This window comes from Methylobrevis pamukkalensis (genome assembly GCF_001720135.1).
Lineage (GTDB): Bacteria > Pseudomonadota > Alphaproteobacteria > Rhizobiales > Pleomorphomonadaceae > Methylobrevis > Methylobrevis pamukkalensis.
On the sequence record NZ_MCRJ01000043.1, the window covers coordinates 1 to 23,584 of the forward strand.

The following is a 23,584-nucleotide window of genomic DNA, read 5'->3' on the forward strand; positions in this document are numbered from 1 at the left end:
GGATGAGGGGCGGCATTGCCGCTCTCACCCGCGGAAGTCACGTCGTGGGGCGCCCCCTCATCCGGCTGCTTCGCAGCCACCTTCTCCCGCAAGGGGAGAAGGGTTTCGTGCCCTTGCGTCATTGCGACCATCCCGCCGGCTCGTGAGGCCACAACCCGCCGAGCCCCCCTCACATCCCCCCGAATTCCTCCCGGCTGTCCTCCGGGGCCTCGGCGCGCTCGGTCATGCCGTAGTCGCGGATCACGGAGGCGACGCGCAGGCGGTAGTCGGCGAAGACGCCCTCGCGGCCCGCGCGCTGGGCGGCGCGGTGGCGGAGGCGGCCGCGCCAGGCGGTCACGGCGGCCTCGTCGCGCCAGAATGACAGCGACAGCATCTTGCCCGGCGTCGTCAGGCTCTCGAACCGCTCCACGGAGATGAAGCCGTCCTCCTCGCCGAGGTCTTCCTTCAGCCGGGCCGCGATGTCGAGATAGGTCTCGCGCCTGCCCTCGGCGGGCCAGACCTCGAAGATGATGACGACCATGGCAGCGTCCTTTCGGCGCCGAGCCTACTCCGCGTGGAGGGTCGCATACACCCCCCGCGCCACGGCGCGGCTGAGGGTGGCGGCGGCGGCGGCGCAGATGTCGAGAAAGTCGCCGGTCGGGGCGGCGAGCGGCCGGCGGCCGGTGGAGAGGGCGAAGACGAGGTCGCCGTCGAGCGGGGTGTGCGCCGGCCAGATGGCGCGGGCAAGACCGTCGTGGGCCGCGACCGCGAGGCGCCTTGCCTCGGCCTTGGTGAGGATCGCGTCGGTGGCGACCACGGCGATGGTGGTGTTGGCGCCGGCGACGCCGGCAACGGGGTTGCGCGACAGCTTGGTGATGATGGCGGCGATGTCGTCCGGCATCAAGGAGGGCCAGCCGCGCCCGCCGAATTCCGTGCCGATCTCGAAGGGGGCCGCCCAGTAGTGGTCGGCGTCGATCCGGACCCGGCCGAGCGCGTTGACCGCGACGAGGGCGCCGACGGTGACGCCGCTGTCCAGAAGGATCGAGGCCGAGCCGAGCCCGCCCGGGCCGCAGGCGGTGGTGGCGCCGGTGCCGGCGCGACGGCGCCGAGGGCGAAGTCGGTGCCGGCCGCAAGGCAGGCGGCCGTGCCGAGGTCGCGATAGGGCGGCGGCGGGCCGCCCGGCCGGGTCCAGGGCTTTGCGCCGCCGTTCAGGAGGTCGAACAGGATCGCCGCCGGCACGATCGGCACCCGCAGGTCGCCGACGGGAAAGCCGCGCCCGCGCTCCACCAGCACGGCCATCACCCCGCCGGCGGCATCGAGGCCGAAGGCGGAGCCGCCGGCCAGCACCAGCGCGTCGATCGCGGCGACGGTCTGCTCGGGGGCGAGAAGGTCGGTCTCGCGCGTGCCGGGCGCGCCGCCCATCACCGCGACCGAGGCAATGGCCGGGTCGTCGGGCAGGATCACGGTCACGCCGGTGCGGGCGACGGGGTCGGTGGCGTTGCCCACGGCGAGGCCCGGCACGTCGGTGATGAGATTGCGCGGCCCGCGACGCATGTGAGGCGCTTCTCCCTGCGCAGGTCCCGAGGCACAGTGATGTTGGTCAGATCTCGCGGTAGCGACGGTCGTGGTAGAGCAGCACTTCCGGCCGGTCGGCGACCGGCGGCTCGATGGTGAGGCCGATGACGCGGCCGATCATCACGTTGTGGGTGGCTACCGGGTTGATGTCGACCAGTTCGCAGTCGAGACTCACCCGGGCGCGCAGCAGCATCGGCGCGCCGGTGATGCCGCGTGTCCAGTCGCCGGCGCGGAAGCGCTCGGGTGCCGGCAGCTTGGTGAAGCCGGCAAAATCGTTGGCGATCGCCTGGTCCTCGGCCGCCAGCATGTTCACCGAGAACACACCGTTGTTCCGGAAGGTCTCGTTCTGGGCGCTCTTGCGGTTGAGGCAGACGAGAATCGTCGGCGGATCGTCGGAGACGGAGGTGAAGGCCGTGGCGGTGAAGCCGCCGGCCCCGGCCGGACCATCGGTCGCCACCACCACGACCGCGGCCGGCACACGGGCCAGCGCGTTGCGGAAGCTCGGCGAATCCGCGGGCGCGAAGACAGGACGGGCGGCGGCAGGATCGACGGGAAAGGGACCGGGAGGTCTGGACATGGCGGCGGCCGGCTTTCACTTCGCCGCCGCGGGGGCGCGCACGGCGTCACCCCCTGAAATAGGCATGTCCCCCTTAAGATGGAATGACCGCCCGCCCAAAAAACCGGCCGGACGCGCCCGGTGGGCCCTTGTCCGTGTCCGCCGCGGCCGGGACGGCGCGGAATCGCCTCTCGGCGATAGGGCCATTCACATGGTATTTTCCGTACGGCGGAGATAGTCACCGAAATTGTGAATGACGCTTCATTTTGTCCCGTGATTGCGGGTTATCCCGCGCAATTGCACGGTTTGGAGATTGTACTGCACGGCGCCGCTTGCTAATGAAGCCGGCACGCACAACAATGATGCGACAAGAACGCACGACGGCATAAGCCGCGGCATCTGGCAGGGGCGCTGACGAATGGAAATCTTCCTTCAGCAGCTGATCAATGGCGTGACGCTCGGTTCGATCTACGGGCTCATCGCGATCGGCTATACGATGGTGTTCGGCATCATCGGCATGGTGAATTTCTCCCATGGCGACGTGTTCATGGTCTCGGCGTTCATCGCCTGATCTTCTTCCTGATTCTCACGACATGGCTCGGCATGGCCTCGGTGGCGCTGGCGCTGCTGATCGTGATGGTCGTCTCGATGGTGCTGACCAGCCTGATGAGCTGGACGATCGAGCGGGTGGCCTACCGACCGCTGCGCGGCTCGTTCCGCCTCGCGCCGCTGATCTCGGCGATCGGCATGTCGATCGTGCTGTCCAACTTCGTCCAGGTCGCGCAGGGCCCCCGCAACAAGCCGGTTCCGCCGATGGTCACCGACACGATCGTGCTCATGGAGCGCAACGGCTTCGCGGTGACGCTGTCCTACAAGCAGATCATCATCATGGTCGTCACGGCCGTGCTGCTGGCCGGCTTCTGGTACGTGGTGCAGAAGACGCCGCTCGGCCGGGCGCAGCGCGCCTGCGAGCAGGACCGCAAGATGGCGGCGCTGCTCGGCGTCAACGTCGACCGCACCATCTCGCTGACCTTCGTGATGGGCGCGGCGCTGGCCGCCGTCGCCGGCACGCTGTTCCTGATGTACTACGGCGTCGTCAACTTCTCCGACGGCTTCGTGCCGGGCGTGAAGGCCTTCACGGCAGCGGTGCTCGGCGGCATCGGCTCGCTGCCCGGCGCGGTGCTCGGCGGCCTCCTGATCGGCCTGATCGAGACCTTCTGGTCGGGGTATTTCTCCATCGACTACAAGGACGTCGCCGCCTTCTCGATCCTCGCGATCGTGCTAATCTTCATGCCGCAGGGCATCCTCGGTCGTCCCGAAGTCGAGAAGGTGTGACATGAGCGCGGAGATGGAGCGCCCGGTCGCCGGGCCAAACTATGCCGCCGCGGCCAGGGACGCGGTGCTCGCCGGGGTGATCGCGCTCGGCGTCTTCGGACCGCTGATCGGGTTCAAGACCGAGCAGAACATGAACAACCAGCTGGTGGTCGAGAACCGCTGGGGCATCGTGATCGTGATCGTCGCGATCGTGGTGATCGGCCGCTTCCTGCTGAAGGCTTTCGTCTTTCCGGCGCTCGTGACCCGCAAGGCGAACGCGGGTCCGGCCTCCACGGACGAGTCCTTCTTCAAGCGGAACTTCAAGACGATCGGGCTGGCCTTCCTGCTGCTCTACCCGGTCATCATCGTGTCGATGCTCGGCTACCAGCAGTCGATCAAGTGGGTCGACAATTTCGGCATCCAGATCCTGATCTACGTGATGCTCGGCTGGGGCCTCAACATCGTGGTCGGCCTCGCGGGCCTGCTCGATCTCGGCTATGTCGCCTTCTACGCGGTCGGCGCCTATTCCTATGCGCTGCTCTCCTCCCACTTCGGCTTCTCCTTCTGGCTGCTGCTGCCGCTCTCGGGCATTCTCGCGGCCATGTGGGGCGTGATCCTCGGCTTTCCGGTGCTGCGGCTTCGGGGCGACTATCTCGCCATCGTGACGCTGGCCTTCGGCGAGATCATCCGGCTCGTGCTGATCAACTGGCGCGAGGTCACCAACGGTTCGGCGGGCATCTCGTCGATCCCGAAGGTGGACATCTTCGGCTGGATCACCTTCAACGTCGCGGACCCGACCTACATCGGCAAGATCCTCGATCTGCCGCCGTCGAGTGCCTACTACAAGATCTTCCTCTACTACCTGATTCTGGCGCTGGCGCTGTTCACCGCCTTCGTGACGCTGCGCCTGCGGCGCCTGCCGATCGGCCGGGCCTGGGAGGCGCTGCGCGAGGACGAGGTGGCCTGCCGCTCGCTCGGCATCAACACCACCAACACCAAGCTCACGGCCTTCGCGCTCGGGGCGATGTTCGGCGGCTTCGCCGGATCGTTCTTCGCCGCGCGCCAGGGCTTCGTCTCGCCCGAATCCTTCGTCTTCCTCGAATCGGCGGTGATCGTCGCCATCGTGGTGCTGGGCGGCATGGGCTCGATGGTCGGCGTCGCCATCGCCGCGGCGGCGATGATCGGCGGCACCGAGATCCTGCGCGAGCTGTCCTTCCTGAAGGCCGTGTTCGGACCGGAGTTCAATCCCGACCAGTTCCGCATGCTGATCTTCGGCCTCGCCATGGTCACGATCATGGTGTGGAAGCCGCGCGGTTTCGTCGGCAACCGCGAGCCGACGGCCTTCCTCCACGAGAAGAAGTCCGTCTCCGGCAGCCTCGTTCAGGAAGGGCACGGCTGACATGGCTGAGATGATCCCGTCCTGGGAAACCAATCCGATCCTGTCGGTCGAGCACGTGACGATGCGCTTCGGCGGCCTCGTCGCGGTCAACGACCTCTCCTTCAAGGCCGGGCGCGGCGACATCACCGCGCTCATCGGCCCGAACGGCGCCGGCAAGACCACGGTGTTCAACTGCATCACCGGCTTCTACAAGCCGACGCAGGGCATGCTCCATCTGCGTCATGCCGACGGCAAGCCCTTCCTTCTGGAACGGATGCCGGATTTCAAGATCTCGGCGAAGGCCAAGGTCGCGCGCACCTTCCAGAACATCCGCCTGTTCTCCGGCATGACGCTGCTGGAGAACCTGCTGGTCGCCCAGCACAATCCGCTGATGATCGCCTCGGGCATGACCGTGCTCGGCGTGCTCGGCTTTGCCGGCTACAAGAAGGCCGAGAAGCACTCGATCGAGCGGGCCGAATACTGGCTGAACAAGATCGGCCTCTACGACCGGGCCGACGATCCGGCCGGCGATCTGCCCTATGGCGCGCAACGCCGGCTGGAGATCGCCCGGGCCATGTGCACCGAGCCGGAACTCCTTTGCCTCGACGAGCCGGCCGCCGGCCTCAACCCGCGCGAATCGGGCGAGCTCAACGAACTGCTGCTCGGCATCCGCCGCGACGAGAACACCTCGCTGCTGCTGATCGAGCACGACATGTCGGTGGTGATGGAGATTTCCGACCACGTGGTCGTGCTGGAATACGGCACCAAGATCTCCGACGGAAAGCCGGAAGCGGTCCGCAACGATCCCCGCGTCATCGCCGCCTATCTCGGCGTCGACGACGAGGAGGTCGAACAGGTCGAGCAGGCGCTGGACGTCGTGACCGAGGAGGCGCAGCAGTGACGGCGGTGATCGAAACCCAGGACATGCCGGTCGGTCATCAGGGTCCGCCCCTGCTCAGCGTGCGCGGCGTCAAGACCTACTACGGCAACATCATCGCCCTGAAGGGCGTGGACGTCGATGTCCATCCCGGCGAGATCGTCACGCTGATCGGCGCCAACGGCGCCGGCAAGTCGACGCTGATGATGACGATCTTCGGCAGCCCGCAGGCGCGCACCGGCACCGTGACCTTCGACGGCCGCGACATCACGCGGATGCCGACCCACGAGATCGCCCGGCTGCGCATCGCCCAGTCGCCCGAGGGGCGGCGGATCTTCCCGCGCATGACCGTGCTGGAAAACCTGCAGATGGGCGCCTCGCTCGACAACCTCAGGTATTTCGACGAGGACGTGGAGCGGATGTTCACGCTGTTTCCGCGGCTGAAGGAGCGGGCGGCGCAGCGCGGCGGCACGCTGTCCGGCGGCGAGCAGCAGATGCTGGCGATCGCCCGGGCGCTGATGGCGCGGCCGCGCCTCCTGATGCTGGACGAGCCTTCGCTCGGTCTGGCGCCGCTGATCGTCAAGCAGATCTTCGACGCGATCCGCGATCTCAACCGCAACGAGGGACTGACCGTGTTCCTCGTGGAGCAGAACGCCTTCCACGCGCTGAAGCTCGCCCACCGCGGCTATGTCATGGTCAACGGGCTCGTGACCATGTCGGGTACGGGCAAGGAACTGCTCGCCAATCCGGAAGTCCGCGCCGCCTATCTCGAAGGCGGCCACCACTGACCGGGAGACCATGAACATGCAGGGCATTCTCTACGAGGAACCGTCGGCCTGGCTCTTCCTGCTCGTCACCGTAGTGATGGGCGGATGGCTCGCCTGGATGACGGGCCGGGCCTGCGCCCTGACCTGGCGCAGCTACGGCTCGCTGCTGGCCTACACGCTGGTGCTGGGCGTCGCGGTGCGCTTCATCCACTTCTCGATGTTCGAGGGCACGCTGCTCTCGCTGCGCTACTACCTCATCGACACCGCCATCGTGGCGCTGATCGCCTCGGCCGGTTTTCGCTACACCCGCACGGGACAGATGGTGTCGCAGTATTATTGGCTCTATGAAAGAAGCGGCCCGCTGAGCTGGCGGGAGCGCACGGCCGCCTGACCACGGGCGGCCGATCGAACGAAGACCGGGCAGGGGGCATCGTCTCCCGCAAGCCCGGCCTCGGCGGGCGATCGGGACGGGGCGGGCACGCCCTCGAACGGTTGCCCGGGGAACAGCTGAAGACGCGCCGGCGACCCGCCGGAGCTGGGACTTTCGCAGGCGTCCGGCAGCGCTCCATCGGGACGCGCCGGCCGCCTCGGGAAACAGGAGCCTGTCCCGCGGGAGGGCTCCCGAAATGCAACGGGAGATGCAGTCATGAAGAAGTATCTGTTGTCCGGTCTGGTGCTTGCGGCCGGTCTGGCGTTCAGCGCCTCGGCGCAGGCCGAAATCGTCATCGGCGTCGCCGGCCCGCTCACCGGCCCGAACGCTGCCTTTGGCGCGCAGCTCCAGAAGGGCGCCGAGCAGGCGGCCGCCGACATCAACGCCGCTGGCGGCATCAACGGCGAGCAGATCAAGGTCGTGCTCGGCGATGACGTCTCCGACCCCAAGCAGGGCGTGTCGGTCGCCAACAAGTTCGTCGGTGAAGGCGTGACCTTCGTGATCGGCCACTTCAACTCGGCCGTGTCGATCCCCGCTTCGGACGTCTACGCCGAAAACGGCATCTTCCAGATCACCCCGGCCTCGACCAACCCGACCTTCACCACCCGCGGCCTGTGGAACACCTTCCGCACCTGCGGTCGCGACGACCAGCAGGGCGTGGTTGCCGGCACCTACATCGCCGAGAAGCTGAAGGGCAAGGCCGTCGCGGTCATCCACGACAAGACCACCTACGGCCAGGGCCTCGCCGACGAGACCAAGAAGGCGATGAATGCCGCCGGCGTCACCGAAGTGATGTACGAAGGCATCAACGTCGGCGAGAAGGACTTCTCGGCGCTGATCTCCAAGATGAAGGCGGCCAACGTCGAAGTCATCTACTGGGGCGGCCTGCACACCGAAGGCGGCCTGCTGATCCGCCAGGCGGCCGACCAGGGCCTCAAGGCCATCATGATGTCGGGCGACGGCATCACCTCCGACGAGTTCGCCGCCATCGGCGGTCCGGCCGTCGAAGGCACGCTGATGACCTTCGGTCCGGACCCCCGCAAGAACCCGGCCGCCAGCGCCGCGGTCGAGAAGTTCCGTGCCGCCGGCTTCGAGCCGGAAGCCTACACGCTCTACTCCTACGCCGCCCTGCAGGTGATCGCCGCCGGCATCGCCGAGGCCGGTTCCACCGACCCGCAGGAGGTCGCCACCGCCCTCCACAAGGGCGAGGCGATCGAGACCGTCATCGGCACCCTCGCCTATGACGAGAACGGCGACCGCAAGGACGCCGACTACACGATGTATGTCTGGGGTAAGAACGCCGAAGGCAAGACGACCTACTCCCAGATGGAGTGATCCCGTCGTCCGTCGTTTGACGTGACCTGCAGGGGGCCCGCGCGGAGAGATCCGCCGCGGGCCTTTTGCTTTGCGAGGCGCGCAGATAGGGTGGAGGCACAGCGCCTGTCCGGCCGTGACCGGGCCGGCGACGACGAGGGAGAATCGGGGCCTTGCAACCCATGACGACGCAGAGCCGGGTCGCCCGTTTCGCTCGAAGCCCTGCCGGGCCGTCCGTAGAGACGATGCGCCCGCGTCCGGGTGGTCGCGCGAGCGTGCGGCCGTTGATTCTTGCCGCGAGTCTCCTCACTGTCCTTGCTGTCCCGGCCATGGCGGAGATCCGCATCGCTGTTGCAGCCCCGCTGACGGGCCAGTTCGCCCCGCTCGGCGAGGCGGCCGCCGCGGGCGCCCGCGAGGTGGCCGAGGGGCTGAAGACCGTGGGCGGCGAGACGCTCGTCGTCGAGGTGTACGACGACGGCTGCGACGCGGCGAAGGCCGAGGCGCTGGCCAACCAGCTGGTGGGGCGGGGGGTGAAGCTGGTGGTCGGCCACCTCTGCTCAGGCGCGGCGAGCGCGGCGGCGCAGGTCTACGCCGACCACGACATCGTCGCGATCTCGCCCGGCGCGATCAGCGCCAAGTTCACCGATGAGCGGGCCGGGCCGACGATCTTCCGGCTGGCGCCGCGCGCCGACGCGCAGGGCACGTTTCTCGGCCGCTGGCTGGCCGACACCCATCGCGGCGACGATGTCGCCTTCCTCTCCGACGGGTCCGGCTACGGCCAGGGCCTGGCCGACGCTGCGCTCGCCGCCTTCCGCGAGGCCGGCGGCGCGCCGTCGCTGATCGAGACCTTCGAGACCGGCGCGCGCAATTATTCCGGCCTTGCCGCGCGGCTCGCCGCCGACGGGGCCGAGGTCGTGCTGATCGGCGCCTACCACGGCGACGTCGCGCAGATCGGTTACGATCTCGGCGCCATCGGCCCGCTGCCGCTGATCGTGGGCGGCGACGCGCTGATGCTGGACGATTTTCCCTCGGTCGGCAGCGCGGTTGCCGCGCGTTCTGTGTTCTCCGCGCCGGAAGGGCTGATCGGTGCCGACGAAGGCCACGAGACCTATCGCGACCGGGCCGCAGCCGCCATCGAGGTCTACGCTGCGGCGGTTGCGGCGGCCGGATCGACGGACGGCGCCGCCGTGGCCGCAGCGATTGCCGCAGGGCGGCCCGAGACCGTTCTCGGCGAGATCCGCTTCGACGCCAAGGGCGATTCCAACCGGCCCGGCTATGCGCTCTACACCTGGAAGGACGGCCGGATCGTCCCGCAGCCCTGAGGCACGCCCGGGCGGGCAGGACCTTTCGCCGGGTGGGCAAACCGCGCCGCGATGGGATATGGTCCGGCAAACCGGACAGCGGCGGTAAGCCGTTCCCCAGCCAGGAAAGAGCCGCCGCATGTCGCCTGCCGCCTCCCTCCCGACCTCCATCGACGAGACGCTGGCGATGCTGGATCGCGCCGGCTACGTCGCCGACCGGGCGCTGGCGACGGTGCTGTATCTCTCGCTGACGATGCGGCGACCGCTGTTCCTCGAAGGCGAGGCAGGCGTCGGCAAGACCGAGATCGCCAAGGTGCTGGCGAAGGAACTCGGCCGGCCGCTGATCCGCCTGCAATGCTACGAGGGGCTCGACGTCGCCAGCGCGGTCTACGAGTGGAACTATGCCGCGCAGATGATCGAGATCCGCCTGTCGGAGGCCTCCGGCGACCGTGACCGCACGTCGGTGGCCGAGGACGTCTTTTCCGAGCGCTTCCTCGTCAAGCGGCCGATCCTGCAGGCGCTGGAGCCGACGATCGAGGGCCGCGCGCCGGTGCTGCTGATCGACGAGCTCGATCGCGCCGACGAGGCCTTCGAGGCCTATCTGCTCGAGGTGCTGTCCGACTTCCAGGTGACGATCCCGGAACTCGGCACGATTCGCGCGAGCGAGCCGCCGATCGTCATCGTCACCACCAACCGCACCCGCGAGATCCACGACGCGCTGAAGCGGCGCTGCCTCTACCACTGGGTCGATTATCCGGATGCCGAACGCGAGCTGGCGATCGTGCGCGCAAGGTGCCGGGCGCGTCCGAGCGGCTCGGCGTCGAGGTGGTGGCCTTCGTCCAGAAGCTGCGGTCGATGGAGCTGTTCAAGGCGCCGGGCGTCGCCGAGACGCTGGACTGGGCGACGGCACTTGCCGAACTCGACCAGATGGCCCTCGACCCGGCGATGGTGTCCGACACGCTCGGCGTGCTCCTGAAGTATCAGGACGACATCGCCCGGGTGCGTGGCTCCGAAGCCGGACGGCTCGTCGAGGAGATCCGCCGTCAGGTCGCGGCGGGGTGAGCGGCATGGACACGCCGCAGGCGGGCGCCGGCCCCGAGGGCGGCAGCCGGATCGTCGACAACATCGTGCATTTCGCGCGGGTGCTGCGCGCCGCCGGCCTGCCGGTCGGCCCGGCGGCGGTGATCGACGCGGTGGAGGCGGTCGAGGTCGCCGGCATCACCCGGCGCGACGATCTCTACTGGACGCTGCACGCGGTTTTCGTGAAGAAGCGCGAGCACCGGATCGTCTTCCACGAGGCCTTCGAGACCTGGTGGCGGGCGCGGGGGCTCGTCGAGAAGATGCTGGCGATGCTCTCGCCGGTCGCGCCGCCGCGGATGGCTGAGGAAAAGCCGAAGGCGGGCGCGGCGCGGGTGGCAAAAGCGCTGTTTCAGGACAAGGAGCCGGCCCGCACCGTCGAGCAGCCGGATCTGGAGATCGACGCGCGGCTGACCATGTCGTCGCGCGAGGTGTTGCAGACCCGCGATTTCGCGCAGATGAGCGCCGAGGAGATCGCCCGGGCGATGGCGGAGATCCGCCGCCTCGCCATGCCGGCCGACATGGTGCGGACGCGGCGCACGGAAAGCTCCGCCCGGGGCCGGATCATCGACGCGCGGCGCTCGCTGCGGGCCTCGCTGCGCAGCGGCGGCGATTTCATCCCGCTGAAATTCGCGACCCGCCGCGTGGTGCATCCGCCGCTGGTGGCGCTGGTCGATATCTCCGGCTCGATGAGCCAGTATTCGCGGCTGTTCCTGCATTTCCTGCACGCGATGACCGAGAAGCGCCGCCATGTGCACACCTTCCTGTTCGGCACGCGGCTGACCAACGTCACCCGGCAGCTGACGCTGAAGGATCCGGACGAGGCGCTGATCGCCTGTTCGCGCACGGTGGTGGACTGGTCGGGCGGCACGCGGATCGCCACCAATCTGGCAACGTTCAATCGGCTCTGGTCGCGGCGGGTGCTGGGCCAGGGCGCGGTCGTGCTGCTGATCACCGACGGCCTCGAGCGCGACGCCGCCGACGATCTCGGCGCGCAGATGGACCGGCTGCACCGCTCCTGCCGACGGCTGATCTGGCTCAACCCGCTGCTGCGCTTCGACGGCTTCGAGGCGAAGGCGACCGGCATCCGCACCATGCTGCCGCATGTGGACGAGTTCCGGCCGATCCATTCGCTCGATGCGGTCGGCGATCTGGTCGCCGCCCTGTCGGGCGAGGCCGGGCCGCGGCGCGATCCGCGCGCCTGGCTGCGCGATGCTGCCTGACATCGCCGCCGGGGAGGGGCCGGCCACATGGCGCATGCTCGTCGACGACGGCCGCGCGCCGGCCACCGTGATGCTCTGCCTCGGCGTCGGGCTCTATGCCTTCAACGACTTCATCGTCACGACGACCATGCCGAGCGCGGTGCTCGACCTTGGTTCGGTGCATCTGATCAGTCTCGCCTTCTCGGTGTTCCTCGTGGCCGCCATCGTCGGCGGGGCGGCCGGCGGGCGGATCAAGCAGCGATTCGGTGCGCGCACGGCGCTGCTCGCCGCGGCGGGCCTTGTCGCGGCCGGGGCCACCGTCTCGGCGTCGGCGCCCGACATGATGACGGTGATCGCCGGGCGGGTGCTGACGGGACTGGGCGAGGGGGTGCTGGCCGCGATCTGCTACGCGCTGATTCCCGAGCTGTTTCCCTCGCGGCTGGTGCCGAAGATCTTCGGCGCCGAGGCGGTGGTCTGGGCGCTCGCCGCCTTTGCCGGGCCGCTCGCCGGCGGGCTGCTGGCCGAGCACGTCTCCTGGCGCGCGGCCTTTCTCATCAACCTGCCGCTGATCGCCCTGTTTGCCGCCCTCGTGCCGCAGTGCGTGCCGCGGCGGGATCCGGCGACCCGGGACACCAGCGGCCAGACCCTGCCGCTCGGCCGGCTCGGGCTGGTCGCGGCGGCGATCCTGTCGGCGAGCTTCGCGGTGCTGGCGGGCGATGCCATGACGGTGGCCGGCCTGCTCGGCCTTGCCCTCGGCGGGCTGGCGCTGGCGGTGCATCTTGATCGCGGCGCCGCCAGCCGGCTGTTTCCGCGCGGCGCCTTCGGCCTGCGCACGCCGCTCGGCCCGGCCTTCTGGGTGGTGGTGCTGATGCCGGTCGGGCAGGCCACCGTCGCGGTCTACCTCGCGCTGACCATGCAGCAGGTGTTCGGCTACGGCGCGGCGCTGGCCGGGTTCACGGTCTCGATCCTCGCGCTGGCGTGGAGCGCGGCGGCGATCGTGGTGGCGACGCTGTCGCGGGTGGCGGTGTCACTGCCGATGATTCGCCTCGGGCCGCTGCTGCTGTTCGTGGGGCTGGCGGCCACCGCCATCGGCATTCCGCTCGGCAGTCAGACGACAGTGATCCTCGGACAGGTGCTGGTCGGCACCGGCTTCGGCGTCAACTGGGCGTTCCTGTCGCATCACGTCATGGCGGCGGCCGGACGGGAGGACCGCGACCTGGCCGCGGCCCTGCTTCCGACCGCGCAGTCGGCCGGCTATGCGCTGGGCGCGGCGCTCGCCGGGCTCGTGGCCGCCGTCCACGGCATCGGCGAGGGGGGCGGACGGCGCGGCGCTCACCCTGGGAGCGCCGTGGATCTTTGCGGCGGGCGCGATCGCCGGGCTGCTGGCGCTTGGCGCCTCGCTGGCGATCCGGCCGGCGGAGGCGGGCGGGGCAACGTGGCAGCACTCTCCGAAAGATGCTGCTAACTGATTGATCCGGCTCTATAAAATTGGTAATTCGTTAAAATTTTCCTGTGACTCTTCTCGTCGTGGCCGCTTTAATCGGACTTGGCCGAAGCGATGCCGGCCACGTGGCAACAGCCAGGGAGAAGGCCATGGTTTCCAGCGAATTCCGCCGTCAGCTGCAAGGCTACGGGCTGACGACCGCCAACATCCTCTATCATCTGCCCGACCACCCCGCGATCCTGCAGAGCTACGTCTGGCAGCAGTATGATCTCGCGCCGGAGTTTCCCGAACTGAAGCGCTTCCTCGATTTCTGGCACACGAAACTCGACGGACCGCTGCATTCGGTCGAGGTCGGGCACCTGCATCTGATCGGCCCGCGGCTGTGGCGCAAGGTGGACGCGGACTTCCTGCTGCACTGAGCGGTCCCGGTCGACTGCTACGGCTGGCGATCCGGCGCGGTGATGATTATCTTTGTGCTGACACCTGCCGGACGCATCCGGCGGAAGGGCGACCCGCACGGCCGCGGGGCAGGCGCCCGAGAGGACGGCGAAGATGAACATCGGCACGGCGGCGGAACGCTCCGGCCTTCCGGCAAAGACGATCCGCTACTACGAGGAAATCGACCTCATCCGCCCGTCGCGGCGGGGCAACGGCTATCGCGACTATGACGAGACCGACGTGCACAAGCTGCGCTTCCTGCACCGGGCGCGCGGCCTCGGCTTCTCGATCGAGGACTGCCGCCATCTCCTGTCGCTCTACGAGGACAGCGGCCGGGCGAGCGCCGACGTGAAGGCGCTGGCGGAGGCGCGCATTGCCGAGATCGAGGCGAAGATCGCCGAGCTTCAGTCGATGCGCCAGACCCTGACCGGTCTCGCCCGCGCCTGCCACGGCGACCATCGGCCGAACTGTCCGATCCTCGACGATCTCTCGGCCGGCTGACGGGGATGCGGCGAAGCATCTCGTGATCTACATCGGGATTGTCGTCGCGATGATCGCGATCGGCTCGCTGGACGGCTTCCTGTCCGGCACGAACAAGCCGGCCGGGGACGCCACCGTGGCGCCGGCGCGGCTCGACGACGCGGCCCGGCGCGGCGCGCTCGTCTATGCCCAGCGCTGTTCCGACTGCCACGGATTGGACCTTGTCGGCAGCGAGCACGGCCCCGCGCTTCTGGGCGCGCGGTTCCGGACGCTCGACGACGCCGGCTGGACGGCTGCGATGCTGCAGGGTGCCCCGGCCCGCGGCCGCCACCCGGCCATGGCGCCGGTCGACGGGCTCGACCCCGCCGATGCGGCGCGGATCGTCGCCTATGCCCGGGCGATGCAGGCGGCGAACCCGCTCTAGAGCTCCGGATCAGATAGAAGACTTGATACGGTGCTTTGGATCGTTGATCTGCATCGGCTTTTCCGAAAGCGGCAATCCACTTTTCGGGCCGATGCTCTAGCCGCCGTAGGGCGGGCGCGGGATGTTCTGGTGGGCCTTGCGCAGCGCCGCCGACCAGCGTTCGCGCAGGTCGTGGTAATAGGGTTCGCCCGGCTCGATCCGGTAGTGGATGTCGTGTTTCACCTCGTCGCGGCGCACCGTGATCAGGTCGATCGGCATGCCGACGCCGAGGTTGGAGCGCATGGTCGAATCCATCGAGATCAGGCCGATCTTGATCGCGTCCTCCATGACCGTGCCGAAGGTGATGGCGCGGTCGAGGATCGGCTTGCCGTATTTGTGCTCGCCGATCTGCAGGTAGGGGGTGTCCTCGGTGGCCTCGATGAAGTTGCCGGCGCGGTAGATCATGAACAGCCGCAGCCGGCGCCGGCGGTCTGGCCGCCGAGCAGCATCGACACCTCGAAGCTGCCGCCGTTCTGCTCCAGCGCCGGCCCGTCAATGCGGTAGACCTCGCGCACGGCGCGTCCGACGAACTGCGCCGTCTTGAACATCGACGGCTGCGACCAGATCGTCTCGACCGGACCATGCTCCTCGGTCTGGAAACCTTCCTGGAGAAGCGACACCACTGCCTGGGTCACGGCGAGATTGCCGGCGCTGGCGATCGCCACCATGCGCTCGCCGGGCTTCTCGAAGACATGCAGCTTGCGGAAGGTGGCGATGTTGTCGAGGCCGGCGTTGGTGCGCGTGTCGGCAATCATGACGAGGCCCTCACGCACCAGGATCCCGACGCAATAGGTCATTTCCGGTTTTCTCCCCCTCGGCCCGAAGGCGACGCGCGCCCGGACCAGCCATGGCGCGATTTAACGTGCCGGCATGCCCGAGGGATAGTCGAATCGGCAATTCATACAGGCGGAATTTCTTCTCCGGAACGGAGATGGCGGCTGGGGAAACGGCGTCACCGCGCCGGCGAGACCCGCACGCGGCTGGTGGTGTGGCTGTCGCCGAGGCCGGTGGAGGAGCCGCGCAGCGGACAGGCGCCGAGCCAGTCGAGGCCGCAGGCAATCCGGATGTAGGAATCGGTCGGGCAGCGGTCGAACAGCGGGTCGAAGCCGACCCAGCCGAGATCCTCGACGTAGCATTCGCTCCAGGCGCGGTTGCCGCGCTCGGGATGGTCGGGATCGTACATGTAGCCCGACACCAGCCGGGAGGGCAGGCCGAGGATGCGGGCAGCGGTGATGAACACATGCGCGACGTCGATCGACGAGCCCTTGCCGGCGGCGAGGACCTTTGCGGCGGGGCCGACGTCGGCCGGATTCACGCTGGCTTCGGCATCGGCGATCCGCTCGCCGAGGACGGCCATGAGCGCATGGCAATGGTCGAGCGGGCTCGCACCTTCGCCGCGCATCTCTTCGGCCAGCGCCCTGATCGCCGCATCCGGTTCGGTCAGCGGCGTGGTCCGCAGGTAGAGGCCGAGCGGCAGCTGCTTGGGGCCGCGCTCGACGACGCCGCTGGTGTCGTCGACGTCGATGTCGCCGGTCGCCGTCACCGTCACGCTGTCGACCGGTCCCTCGATGGTGAAGGTGTGGGTGTGGTTGACGAAGGAATCGCTCGCCTTTTCCAGCCGGCAGTCGTGGTCGATGTCGATCCGCCAGTCGCGGACATACTGGCCGCCCTGGGTGCGCGGACTGATGCGCAGCTTCTGGATCACGTAGCTGGCGGGCTTGGTGAATGTGGTGGTGATCTCGTGGAACACCTTCAGGCGCATGGACACGGCCGTTACCCCAGATACTGTTCGCCGATCGCGGCGCCGAGGCGGCCATTCTCGTCGATGAATTCCGAGAGGAAGCCGTCGAGCCCGGAGCGGGTCAGGGCCGACAGGTCGGCTTCCTGCAGGCGGCTCAACGTCTTGCGGGCGGAGCGCTGGCTCTTGCCGTGGCGTCCGTAGTCGCGGGCGAGATTGTCGAGGAAGCGTGCGATGTTTTCATAACAGCTGGCCAGCGAGCGCGGCATTTCCTCGCGCATGATCATCAGGTCGGCGATCAGGTGCGGGCGCAGGCTCTCGCGGTAGACCCAGTGATAGCTGGTCAGCGACGACACGCAGCGCAGCAGCGACGAGAGCTGGTAATATTCGAGGCTGCCGCTGATCGTCTCGCGCTCCGGGTCGAACAGTTGGCTGCGGGCGAGCAGGATCCGGGCGGTGAAGTCGGCGCGCTCGATATAGGAGCCGAGGCGCAGGAAATAGTAGGCGTCGTTGCGCAGCATCGTGCGATAGGCCGAACCGTCGAAGCGCAGCGAGGCTTCCTTCACGAAATTGAGGAAGGTGCCGAGTTCCTGCCGCGACATGCCGCTGCCCTGGTAGCGCTTCAGCTCCAGCCACGTGGAGTTGATGCTCTCCCAGACGTCGATGGTCAGCGCCGTGCGCACGGAACGGGCGTTGTTGCGCGCCGTCTCGAAACAGGAGCGGATCGACGACGAGTTCTGCGGCGAGAAGGCGAGAAACTCGATCACCGCCGAGGGACTGGCTTCGTCGAACAGCGCGTCGAAGGCCTCCTGCGAGCCGGTCGAGACAATCGCGGCCCGCCATTCGTTGCGGTCGACCGAGTCGCCGTTCGGCACCGAGGCGAGGCGCGAGGCGGTCTCGAGAATGCGCGCCGCGTTCTCCGCCCGCTCCATGTAGCGCGCGAGCCAGAAGAGGCTGTCGGCATGGCGGCTCAAAAGCATGAATTCACTCCGGTCACGAAGGTCTGGGCGTCACTGCGACTGGCTCTGTGTCTGGCTCTGGCTCTGTGTCTGGCCGGAGGGCTCCTCGATGACCCAGGTGTCCTTGGTGCCGCCGCCCTGGCTGGAGTTGACGACCAGCGATCCCTCTTTCAGCGCGACGCGGGTGAGGCCGCCGGGCACGATGCGGATCCTGTCGGCGCCGGACAGGACGAAGGGGCGCAGGTCGACGTGGCGCGGCGCCACGCCCTCGCCGACGAAGGTGGGGGAGGTGGAGAGCGCCAGCGTCGGCTGGGCGATGAAGTCGTCCGGGGCCGCCTTGAGCTTCTCGGCGAAGGATTCGATGGTCGCGCGGTCGGCCTTGGGACCGACCAGCATGCCGTAGCCGCCGGAGCCCTGCACTTCCTTGACCACCAGCTCGGGCAGGTGCTCGAGCACGTATTTCAGCGAGTCCGGCTCGCGGCAGCGCCAGGTCGGCACGTTCTTGAGGATCGGCTCCTCGCCGAGGAAGAAGCGCACGATGTCGGGCATGTAGGTGTAGACGGCCTTGTCGTCGGCAACGCCGGTGCCGACCGCATTGGCGAGCGTGACGTTGCCGGCGCGGTAGGCACTCATCAGGCCCGGCACACCGAGCATCGAGTCCGGCCGGAAGGCGAGGGGATCGAGGAAGTCGTCGTCGAGACGGCGATAGATCACGTCGACGCGCTTGGGACCCTGGGTCGTGCGCATGAACACGACGTTGTCCTTGATGAACAGGTCGCGGCCTTCGACGAGCTCGATGCCGAGCCGGTCGGCGAGGAAGGAATGCTCGTAATAGGCGCTGTTGAACGGTCCGGGCGTCAGCAGCGCCACGGTCGGTTCGGCGGGCGCCGAGTTCGGGGCGACCGAGCGCAGCGTCGCCAGCAGTTCGTCCGGGTAGTTCTCCACCGGGCGGATCTGGTGCTCGGCGAACAGATCCGGGAACAGCCGCATCATCACGTCGCGGTTTTCCAGCATGTAGGAGACGCCGGACGGCGTGCGGGCGTTGTCCTCGAGGACGTAGAAGTCCTTGTCGTCGGTGCGGATCACGTCGATGCCGGCGATGTGGACGAAGATGTCGTGGGGCAGCTTGACGCCGACCATCGCCGGCTGGAAGGCCGGGTTCTGGTAGACGAGGTCCGGCGGGATGATGCCGGCCTTGACGACCTCGCAGGGGCCGTAGATGTCGGCGAGGAACATGTTCAGCGCCTTGACGCGCTGGACGAGGCCGCGCGAGAGCGTGTTCCACTCGCCGCCGTTGAGCACTCGGGGCACGATGTCGAAGGGGATGATCCGTTCCTCCGCGGCGGCGTCGCCATAGACCGCGAAGGTGATGCCCACCCGGCGGAACAGGAATTCGGCTTCCTGCTGGCGCTGCTTCATCACGGCGGGGTCGGCATTCTCGAGCCACGACTTGACGAGACCGTAGGCCGAGCGGCACGCGCCGTCGACGCCGTTCATCTCGTCGAATACCGATCCCGCCATTCCCCTGCCTCCTTGAAAGGGAGGCTGCCGGCGCCGCGGACCGCACGCACCGGTAAAGCCTCCCACCTTGTTCAAACGCCGCGCGCCGCGATCGGTTCTTCGCGATCTTTCAAGGCCCTGCGTCGCCGCGAGTGTTCGTCGGCCTATACTAACCGGGAAAGGATGCAGGTGCGCAAGGGCGCCGATTAGGCATTTGCATTCCCGCATTCGCGCCGGTTTTTTGGGCGTTGCGATCATAGTAGACAGTTTGACGGGAAACGCAGCCACCGAATGGGCAGGCGCTGCCCGCATTCAGATCAACTGCAGGCCCTTGAGACTGGCATGGCCGTCGCGGCCGACGATGATGTGGTCGTGCACGGCGATGCCGAGCGGGCGCGCGACGTCGATGATCTGGCGGGTCATCTGGATGTCGGCGCGCGACGGGGTCGGGTCGCCGGAAGGGTGGTTGTGGACGAGGATGATCGCGGTCGCCGACAGTTCCAGCGCCCGCTTGACCACCTCGCGCGGGTAGACCGGCGTGTGGTCCACGGTGCCGACCTGCTGCACCTCGTCGATGATCAGCGCGTTCTTCTTGTCGAGGAACAGGATGCGGAACTGCTCCTTCTCCTCGAAGGCCATGGCGGCGCGGCAGTAGTCGATGACGCTGGACCAGGTGCCGAGCACGGTGCGACCGATCACCTCGCCGCGAATCATCCGCTGGGCGGCGGCGTGGACCAGCTTGAGATCGGTGACGACCGCGTCGCCGACGCCGGGCACCGCCCTCAGCCGCGCCTCGGAGGCTCCGATCACCTCGGCAAACGAGCCGCAGGCGGCGATCAGCGCCTTGGCGATCGGCTTGGTGTCCTGCCGCGGGATGCTGCGGAACAGCAGGAGTTCGAGCAGTTCGTAGTCGACGAGGCTCGCCGGGCCCTGTTCGCGGAAACGCGCCCGGAGCCGGTCGCGGTGACCGTGATAGTGCGGGAGGTTCGTCTTGCCGTCGTCGTCGAAGCCGCCCATTCCCGCTCCATCGCAGACCCGCCGCATCGTTCGGCGCCGCCCGGCCGGGAGCCGGGACGGCGCATGTCGATGCCCCTGGTGCAGTCTGGACCAGATTCGGCATCAACGCACGGTTTCAGACGCGTCCGTCCGCGTCAGGCGGCGATGATCGGCGGCTTGTCGAGGCCCTTGGGCGAAAGCGTGAAGATCTCGCAGCCGGTGTCGGTGACGCCGACCGAATGCTCGAACTGGGCCGAGAGCGAGCGGTCGCGGGTCACGGCGGTCCAGCCGTCGGACAGGACCTTCACATGCGGCCGGCCGAGGTTCACCATCGGCTCGATGGTGAAGATCATGCCGGGGCGCAGTTCCACGCCGGTGCCGGGGCGGCCGTAATGCAGGATGTTCGGCGCGTCATGAAAGAGCTGGCCGAGGCCGTGGCCGCAGAAATCCTGCACCACCGAGCAGCGCTCGCCTTCCACATAGGTCTGGATCGCCGCGCCGATGTCGCCCGTGGTGTTGCCCGGCCGCACGGCCCCGATGCCGCGCAGCAGGGATTCGTAGGTGACGTCCACCAGCCGCTCGGCCGCCCGCTTGACCGGGCCGACGCCATACATGCGGCTGGCGTCGCCGTGCCAGCCGTCGACGATCAGCGTCACGTCGATGTTGACGATGTCGCCCTCGCGCAGCGGCTTCTCGTTGGGAATGCCGTGGCAGACCACATGGTTGATCGAGGTGCAGGTGTATTTGGTGTAGCCGCGGTAGTTCAGCGTCGCGGGCAGCGCGCCGTGGTCGTTCGCAAAATCGCGGACGAAGTCGTCGATCGCCTGGGTGGCAAGGCCCGGGCGGACGATGTCGACGAGCGCATCGAGGCATTCGGCAACGAGGCGCCCGGCGCGGTGCATGCCGGCAAAGCCCTCGGGGCCGTAGAGCCGGATGCTGCCGGTGTTGCGAAGCGGCGCCGTCTCGGCGCTGACGTAGGTGACCATGATCGTTCCATGCGAGGGCCGGCGCGGGGCCGGGGATCGGTACGGGTGGCGGGTCGCACCGGTCCTGCCGATCGCTCCGCCTTTCCCCCGATATAGCCCTTCCCGCGGGGATTTTCATCCTCGCTCGTGAGCTATCCTTGCCGCGTGTGGGTGTCACGGAGGGGCAAGACAATTCGCTCTGTCGTCAAAAGGTGCCGGAGGCGAATCCGGTCTTCCTCTGCCTAGCGTAGCAGCCTGCCGCGAGGGTCGACGACCAGATGGTCGTGACGGATGACGACGAGCGCAATGCCGTTCTCCGGCAACATGCTCGCCCTGCGCGCATCATAGCGCCGCCTCTGCTCGCCGCGATGGACGCCGCTCACCGTCAGCCGCCCCGGCTTGTCGAAATGCGGAACCGCCTCGCCATGCTGGCGCTCGTGATACTCGATGACGAGCGCAAGATCCGCATACCAGGCATCGACTGGGAGCCGCACCCGCCGGCCTGTGCGGCCCGGGTCGCCGAGCAGGAATGCGAACCGCTTCTGGCGTTCGGCCGTCCGGCCGAGTATCGCGTCACAGAGGCCGATGACGTAATGCTCGCCACTGTCCGCGCGCCGTGCCATCGATTGCGCTCCCTGCCTTCGCCTCAGACGGCGATACGCCGCGTGACCTCGATCCCCTCCGGAGTGATGTCGCAGGCGTAGACGAGGGTCTCCACGCCGCGCCGGGTGGCGATCTCGAAGCCGGCGGCGTAGGCGGGGTCGATGTCGGCGGCGAGGGCAAAACGGTCGCAGTCGGTGCGCTGGACGAGGAACACCATCACCGCCCGGAAGCCGGCCTCGGCCATGTCGCCGAGTTCGGCCAGATGCTTGGCGCCGCGCGCGGTCACGCTGTCGGGAAACTCGGCAAGGCCCGGCTGGCGCATCAGGTGGACATTCTTGACCTCGACATAGCAGTCCGGGCGGCCGCCGCCCGAAAGCAGCATGTCGATGCGGCTGTTGCGGCCGTATTTCACCTCGCGGCGCAGCAGGGGATAGCCGGCAAGCTCCGGAATGCTGCCGGCCGCGATCGCCTCGGCGACGAGGCCGTTGGGATGGCCGGTGTTGATGCCGACGAGGCCGCCGTCCACCTCCAGGATCTCCCAGGACCACGGCAGCTTGCGCTTCGGATCATCCGAGCGCGACAGCCAGACCCGCGCGCCCGCCGGGTTGAGCCCCAGCATCGAGCCGGGATTGGCGCAATGGGCGGTCACCTCCTCGCCGCTGTCGAGGATCACGTCGGCGAGGAAGCGCTTGTAGCGTTTGACCAGTCGGCCGGTGACGAGCGGGGCGGCAAATCGCATGGGACGCTTCCTTCAGAAGGCAGTGAGACGAGTGTCCTCAGCGCGCCACGCCCGGCAGGTGGCGGGTCCGGTCGACGATCCTGAGGGCGAGCAGCAGGAAGGACACGGCGACGCCGGACAGGATGGCAATCTGCAGGCCGGCGGCGCCGAGATCGAGCCGCAGGGTGCAGAGCCAGGCGACCGGGATCGCCACCAGCCAGAAGGCGAGGCATTGCAGGATCAGCGGCCGCCAGGCATCGCCGACGCCGCGCAGCACGCCGAGCGACACGCCCATCATCGAATCGAAGATCACCACCACGCCGGCAACGCGCAGCGCGTCGGCGAGCGGGCCGAGCAGCGCCGGGTCGCTGGCGAGCAGCGGCGCGATCTGTCGCGGCAGGGTGAACAGCAGGAGACCGCTGACCAGCGCCGTCCCGCCGCCAAAGCCGATCGCCGTCCACGCGGCGCGGCGCACGTCGGCGGCATTCCGGGCGCCCAGCGCATTGCCGACGCGGATGGCGGCGGCGCCGGCAAAGCCCACCGCCGTCATGTAGGACAGCGTCACCGCCGTCATGGTCGCCTGATGGGCGGCGAGCACGGCCGGGGCGATCAGGCCGGCCATCATCACCAGCGTGTTGAAGGCGGCGCTTTCCACGCCCTGGGCAAGGCCCATCGGCAGGCCGAGGCGGCGCATGATCCGGCCGTTCTCGCCGCCGGCGGTGCGCAGCTGATTGCCGATATTTCTCAGGGCCGGCAGCAGGCGCCACGGGTCGCCCCGGCGCCGCGCCAGCACGAGCACATAGGCGAAGGCCGCAAGCATCAGGCCCCAGCGCAGCACCGAGGTGGTGGCCGTCGCCATCACCGCGCCGGTTTCGGGAAAGACGCCGAACAGGCCGTTCACCAGCAGCGCGTCGAGGCCGATGTTGAGCGCATTGGCGGCAAGGATCATCGCGGTTGCCACCGCCGGCTTGCCGGCGGTCTCGATCACCATTGCGGTGACGAGGAAGGCCATGAAGCCGGGGACGCCCCAGACATAGGTGATCGCGACCGCGCCGGCCTCGGCGGCAAGCTGCGGCTCCTGGCCCATGCCGAGGAAGAAGGCCTCCGACAGGAAGGCGAGCGGGATCGTCAGCAGGCCGAGCACGAAGGCATGCAGGATCGCCGTCACCAGCACCGCGCCGATCCGCTCCGGCCGGCCTTCGCCCTGCGCGGTGGCGGCCAGCATCACCGTCACCTGCAGGGCGCCCATCATCACCATGAACAGCACCAGCTGGGGCGACAGGCCGAGCGCGATGGCGGCGAGCTCCATGGTGCCGACATGGCCGGCGGCCAGCGTGTCGGTGGTGATCAGCAGCATGGCGCCGGCGCGCGAGACCACGATCGGCAGCGCGAGCACCAGCGTGCGGCGCACGTGCCGGGCGAAGGGCGTCGGGGGAATCGGGGCGGCGGCCGGGGCAGGGGCGCCCGGCCGATCGGCGGGAATGTCGTCCGGCACGCTGGTGGATCCTTG

21 protein-coding genes and 4 pseudogenes are annotated in these 23,584 nt (G+C 68.4%); 13 read left to right on the top strand and 12 right to left on the bottom strand.

What is annotated here, in order from left to right; translation table 11 throughout:
* Window positions 1-169: 169 nt before the first annotated feature.
* From A6302_RS08870 to A6302_RS08880, 3 genes and pseudogenes are all read right to left on the bottom strand, one after another.
* Window positions 170-520 (bottom strand): antibiotic biosynthesis monooxygenase family protein, encoded by a 351-nt coding sequence (locus A6302_RS08870; protein WP_069306737.1) that lies wholly within the window; start codon window positions 518-520, stop codon window positions 170-172.
* A gap of 24 nt (window positions 521-544) precedes the next feature.
* A pseudogene (locus tag A6302_RS08875) lies at window positions 545-1,533 on the bottom strand (P1 family peptidase).
* 46 nt (window positions 1,534-1,579) lie between these two features.
* Window positions 1,580-2,131 (bottom strand): flavin reductase, encoded by a 552-nt coding sequence (locus tag A6302_RS08880; protein ID WP_083255640.1) that lies wholly within the window; start codon window positions 2,129-2,131, stop codon window positions 1,580-1,582.
* A gap of 397 nt (window positions 2,132-2,528) precedes the next feature.
* Here A6302_RS08880 and A6302_RS08885 point away from each other — a divergent pair.
* The 13 genes and pseudogenes from A6302_RS08885 (at window position 2,529) to A6302_RS08945 (ending at window position 14,556) form a co-directional block, all read left to right on the top strand.
* Window positions 2,529-3,445, top strand: a pseudogene (locus A6302_RS08885) (branched-chain amino acid ABC transporter permease).
* A 13-nt stretch (window positions 3,446-3,458) separates the two neighbouring features.
* The gene (livM, locus tag A6302_RS08890; protein ID WP_141703588.1) at window positions 3,459-4,823 is read left to right on the top strand and encodes a high-affinity branched-chain amino acid ABC transporter permease LivM; all 1,365 of its coding nucleotides are present in this window, start codon (window positions 3,459-3,461) and stop codon (window positions 4,821-4,823) included.
* 1 nt (window position 4,824) lies between these two features.
* Window positions 4,825-5,703, top strand: a complete 879-nt coding sequence (locus tag A6302_RS08895) for an ABC transporter ATP-binding protein (RefSeq protein WP_069306739.1) — start codon at window positions 4,825-4,827, stop codon at window positions 5,701-5,703.
* Between the two features lie 23 nt (window positions 5,704-5,726).
* Window positions 5,727-6,467, top strand: coding sequence for an ABC transporter ATP-binding protein (locus tag A6302_RS08900; protein ID WP_069306762.1), 741 nt, complete (start codon window positions 5,727-5,729; stop codon window positions 6,465-6,467).
* Between the two features lie 16 nt (window positions 6,468-6,483).
* Window positions 6,484-6,837 (top strand): DUF6867 family protein, encoded by a 354-nt coding sequence (locus A6302_RS08905; protein WP_069306763.1) that lies wholly within the window; start codon window positions 6,484-6,486, stop codon window positions 6,835-6,837.
* 255 nt (window positions 6,838-7,092) lie between these two features.
* On the top strand, window positions 7,093-8,211 hold the full coding sequence (locus A6302_RS08910) for a branched-chain amino acid ABC transporter substrate-binding protein (protein ID WP_069306740.1): 1,119 nt from the start codon (window positions 7,093-7,095) through the stop codon (window positions 8,209-8,211).
* Between the two features lie 308 nt (window positions 8,212-8,519).
* Complete coding sequence (locus tag A6302_RS08915; protein WP_169833548.1) at window positions 8,520-9,512, top strand: branched-chain amino acid ABC transporter substrate-binding protein; 993 nt, start codon at window positions 8,520-8,522, stop codon at window positions 9,510-9,512.
* Between the two features lie 118 nt (window positions 9,513-9,630).
* A pseudogene (locus A6302_RS08920) lies at window positions 9,631-10,553 on the top strand (AAA family ATPase).
* A gap of 5 nt (window positions 10,554-10,558) precedes the next feature.
* On the top strand, window positions 10,559-11,791 hold the full coding sequence (locus A6302_RS08925; RefSeq protein ID WP_069306742.1) for a vWA domain-containing protein: 1,233 nt from the start codon (window positions 10,559-10,561) through the stop codon (window positions 11,789-11,791).
* Window positions 11,781-13,235, top strand: a complete 1,455-nt coding sequence (locus A6302_RS08930; RefSeq protein ID WP_169833549.1) for an MFS transporter — start codon at window positions 11,781-11,783, stop codon at window positions 13,233-13,235. Before A6302_RS08925 ends, A6302_RS08930 begins: the two co-directional genes overlap by 11 nt.
* Window positions 13,236-13,363: 128 nt before the next feature.
* Entirely contained in the window at window positions 13,364-13,633 is a 270-nt protein-coding gene (locus A6302_RS08935) for an usg protein (protein ID WP_069306744.1), read from the top strand.
* 133 nt (window positions 13,634-13,766) lie between these two features.
* Window positions 13,767-14,153 (top strand): Cu(I)-responsive transcriptional regulator, encoded by a 387-nt coding sequence (cueR, locus tag A6302_RS08940; protein ID WP_069306745.1) that lies wholly within the window; start codon window positions 13,767-13,769, stop codon window positions 14,151-14,153.
* 22 nt (window positions 14,154-14,175) lie between these two features.
* Entirely contained in the window at window positions 14,176-14,556 is a 381-nt protein-coding gene (locus A6302_RS08945) for a c-type cytochrome (RefSeq protein ID WP_069306746.1), read from the top strand.
* A gap of 96 nt (window positions 14,557-14,652) precedes the next feature.
* Here the strand turns inward: A6302_RS08945 and A6302_RS08950 are convergent.
* From A6302_RS08950 to A6302_RS08990, 9 genes and pseudogenes are all read right to left on the bottom strand, one after another.
* Window positions 14,653-15,392 (bottom strand): annotated as a pseudogene (locus A6302_RS08950) (proteasome-type protease).
* Between the two features lie 155 nt (window positions 15,393-15,547).
* Window positions 15,548-16,357 carry a transglutaminase family protein gene (locus A6302_RS08955; RefSeq protein WP_069306747.1) on the bottom strand — a complete coding sequence of 270 codons (810 nt, stop codon included), beginning with the start codon at window positions 16,355-16,357 and terminating at the stop codon, window positions 15,548-15,550.
* A gap of 11 nt (window positions 16,358-16,368) precedes the next feature.
* A complete protein-coding gene (locus A6302_RS08960) occupies window positions 16,369-17,313 on the bottom strand; it encodes an alpha-E domain-containing protein (RefSeq protein WP_069306748.1) in 945 nt (314 codons plus the stop codon).
* A gap of 30 nt (window positions 17,314-17,343) precedes the next feature.
* Window positions 17,344-18,813 carry a circularly permuted type 2 ATP-grasp protein gene (locus A6302_RS08965; RefSeq protein ID WP_069306749.1) on the bottom strand — a complete coding sequence of 490 codons (1,470 nt, stop codon included), beginning with the start codon at window positions 18,811-18,813 and terminating at the stop codon, window positions 17,344-17,346.
* Window positions 18,814-19,104: 291 nt separating this feature from the next.
* Complete coding sequence (gene radC, locus A6302_RS08970) at window positions 19,105-19,809, bottom strand: RadC family protein (RefSeq protein WP_069306750.1); 705 nt, start codon at window positions 19,807-19,809, stop codon at window positions 19,105-19,107.
* A 134-nt stretch (window positions 19,810-19,943) separates the two neighbouring features.
* A complete protein-coding gene (gene map, locus A6302_RS08975) occupies window positions 19,944-20,774 on the bottom strand; it encodes a type I methionyl aminopeptidase (protein WP_069306751.1) in 831 nt (276 codons plus the stop codon).
* A 221-nt stretch (window positions 20,775-20,995) separates the two neighbouring features.
* A complete protein-coding gene (locus A6302_RS08980) occupies window positions 20,996-21,376 on the bottom strand; it encodes a hypothetical protein (RefSeq protein WP_069306752.1) in 381 nt (126 codons plus the stop codon).
* A gap of 23 nt (window positions 21,377-21,399) precedes the next feature.
* Entirely contained in the window at window positions 21,400-22,095 is a 696-nt protein-coding gene (gene sfsA, locus A6302_RS08985) for a DNA/RNA nuclease SfsA (protein ID WP_069306753.1), read from the bottom strand.
* A gap of 37 nt (window positions 22,096-22,132) precedes the next feature.
* Entirely contained in the window at window positions 22,133-23,569 is a 1,437-nt protein-coding gene (locus A6302_RS08990) for an MATE family efflux transporter (protein ID WP_069306754.1), read from the bottom strand.
* Window positions 23,570-23,584 lie beyond the last annotated feature (15 nt).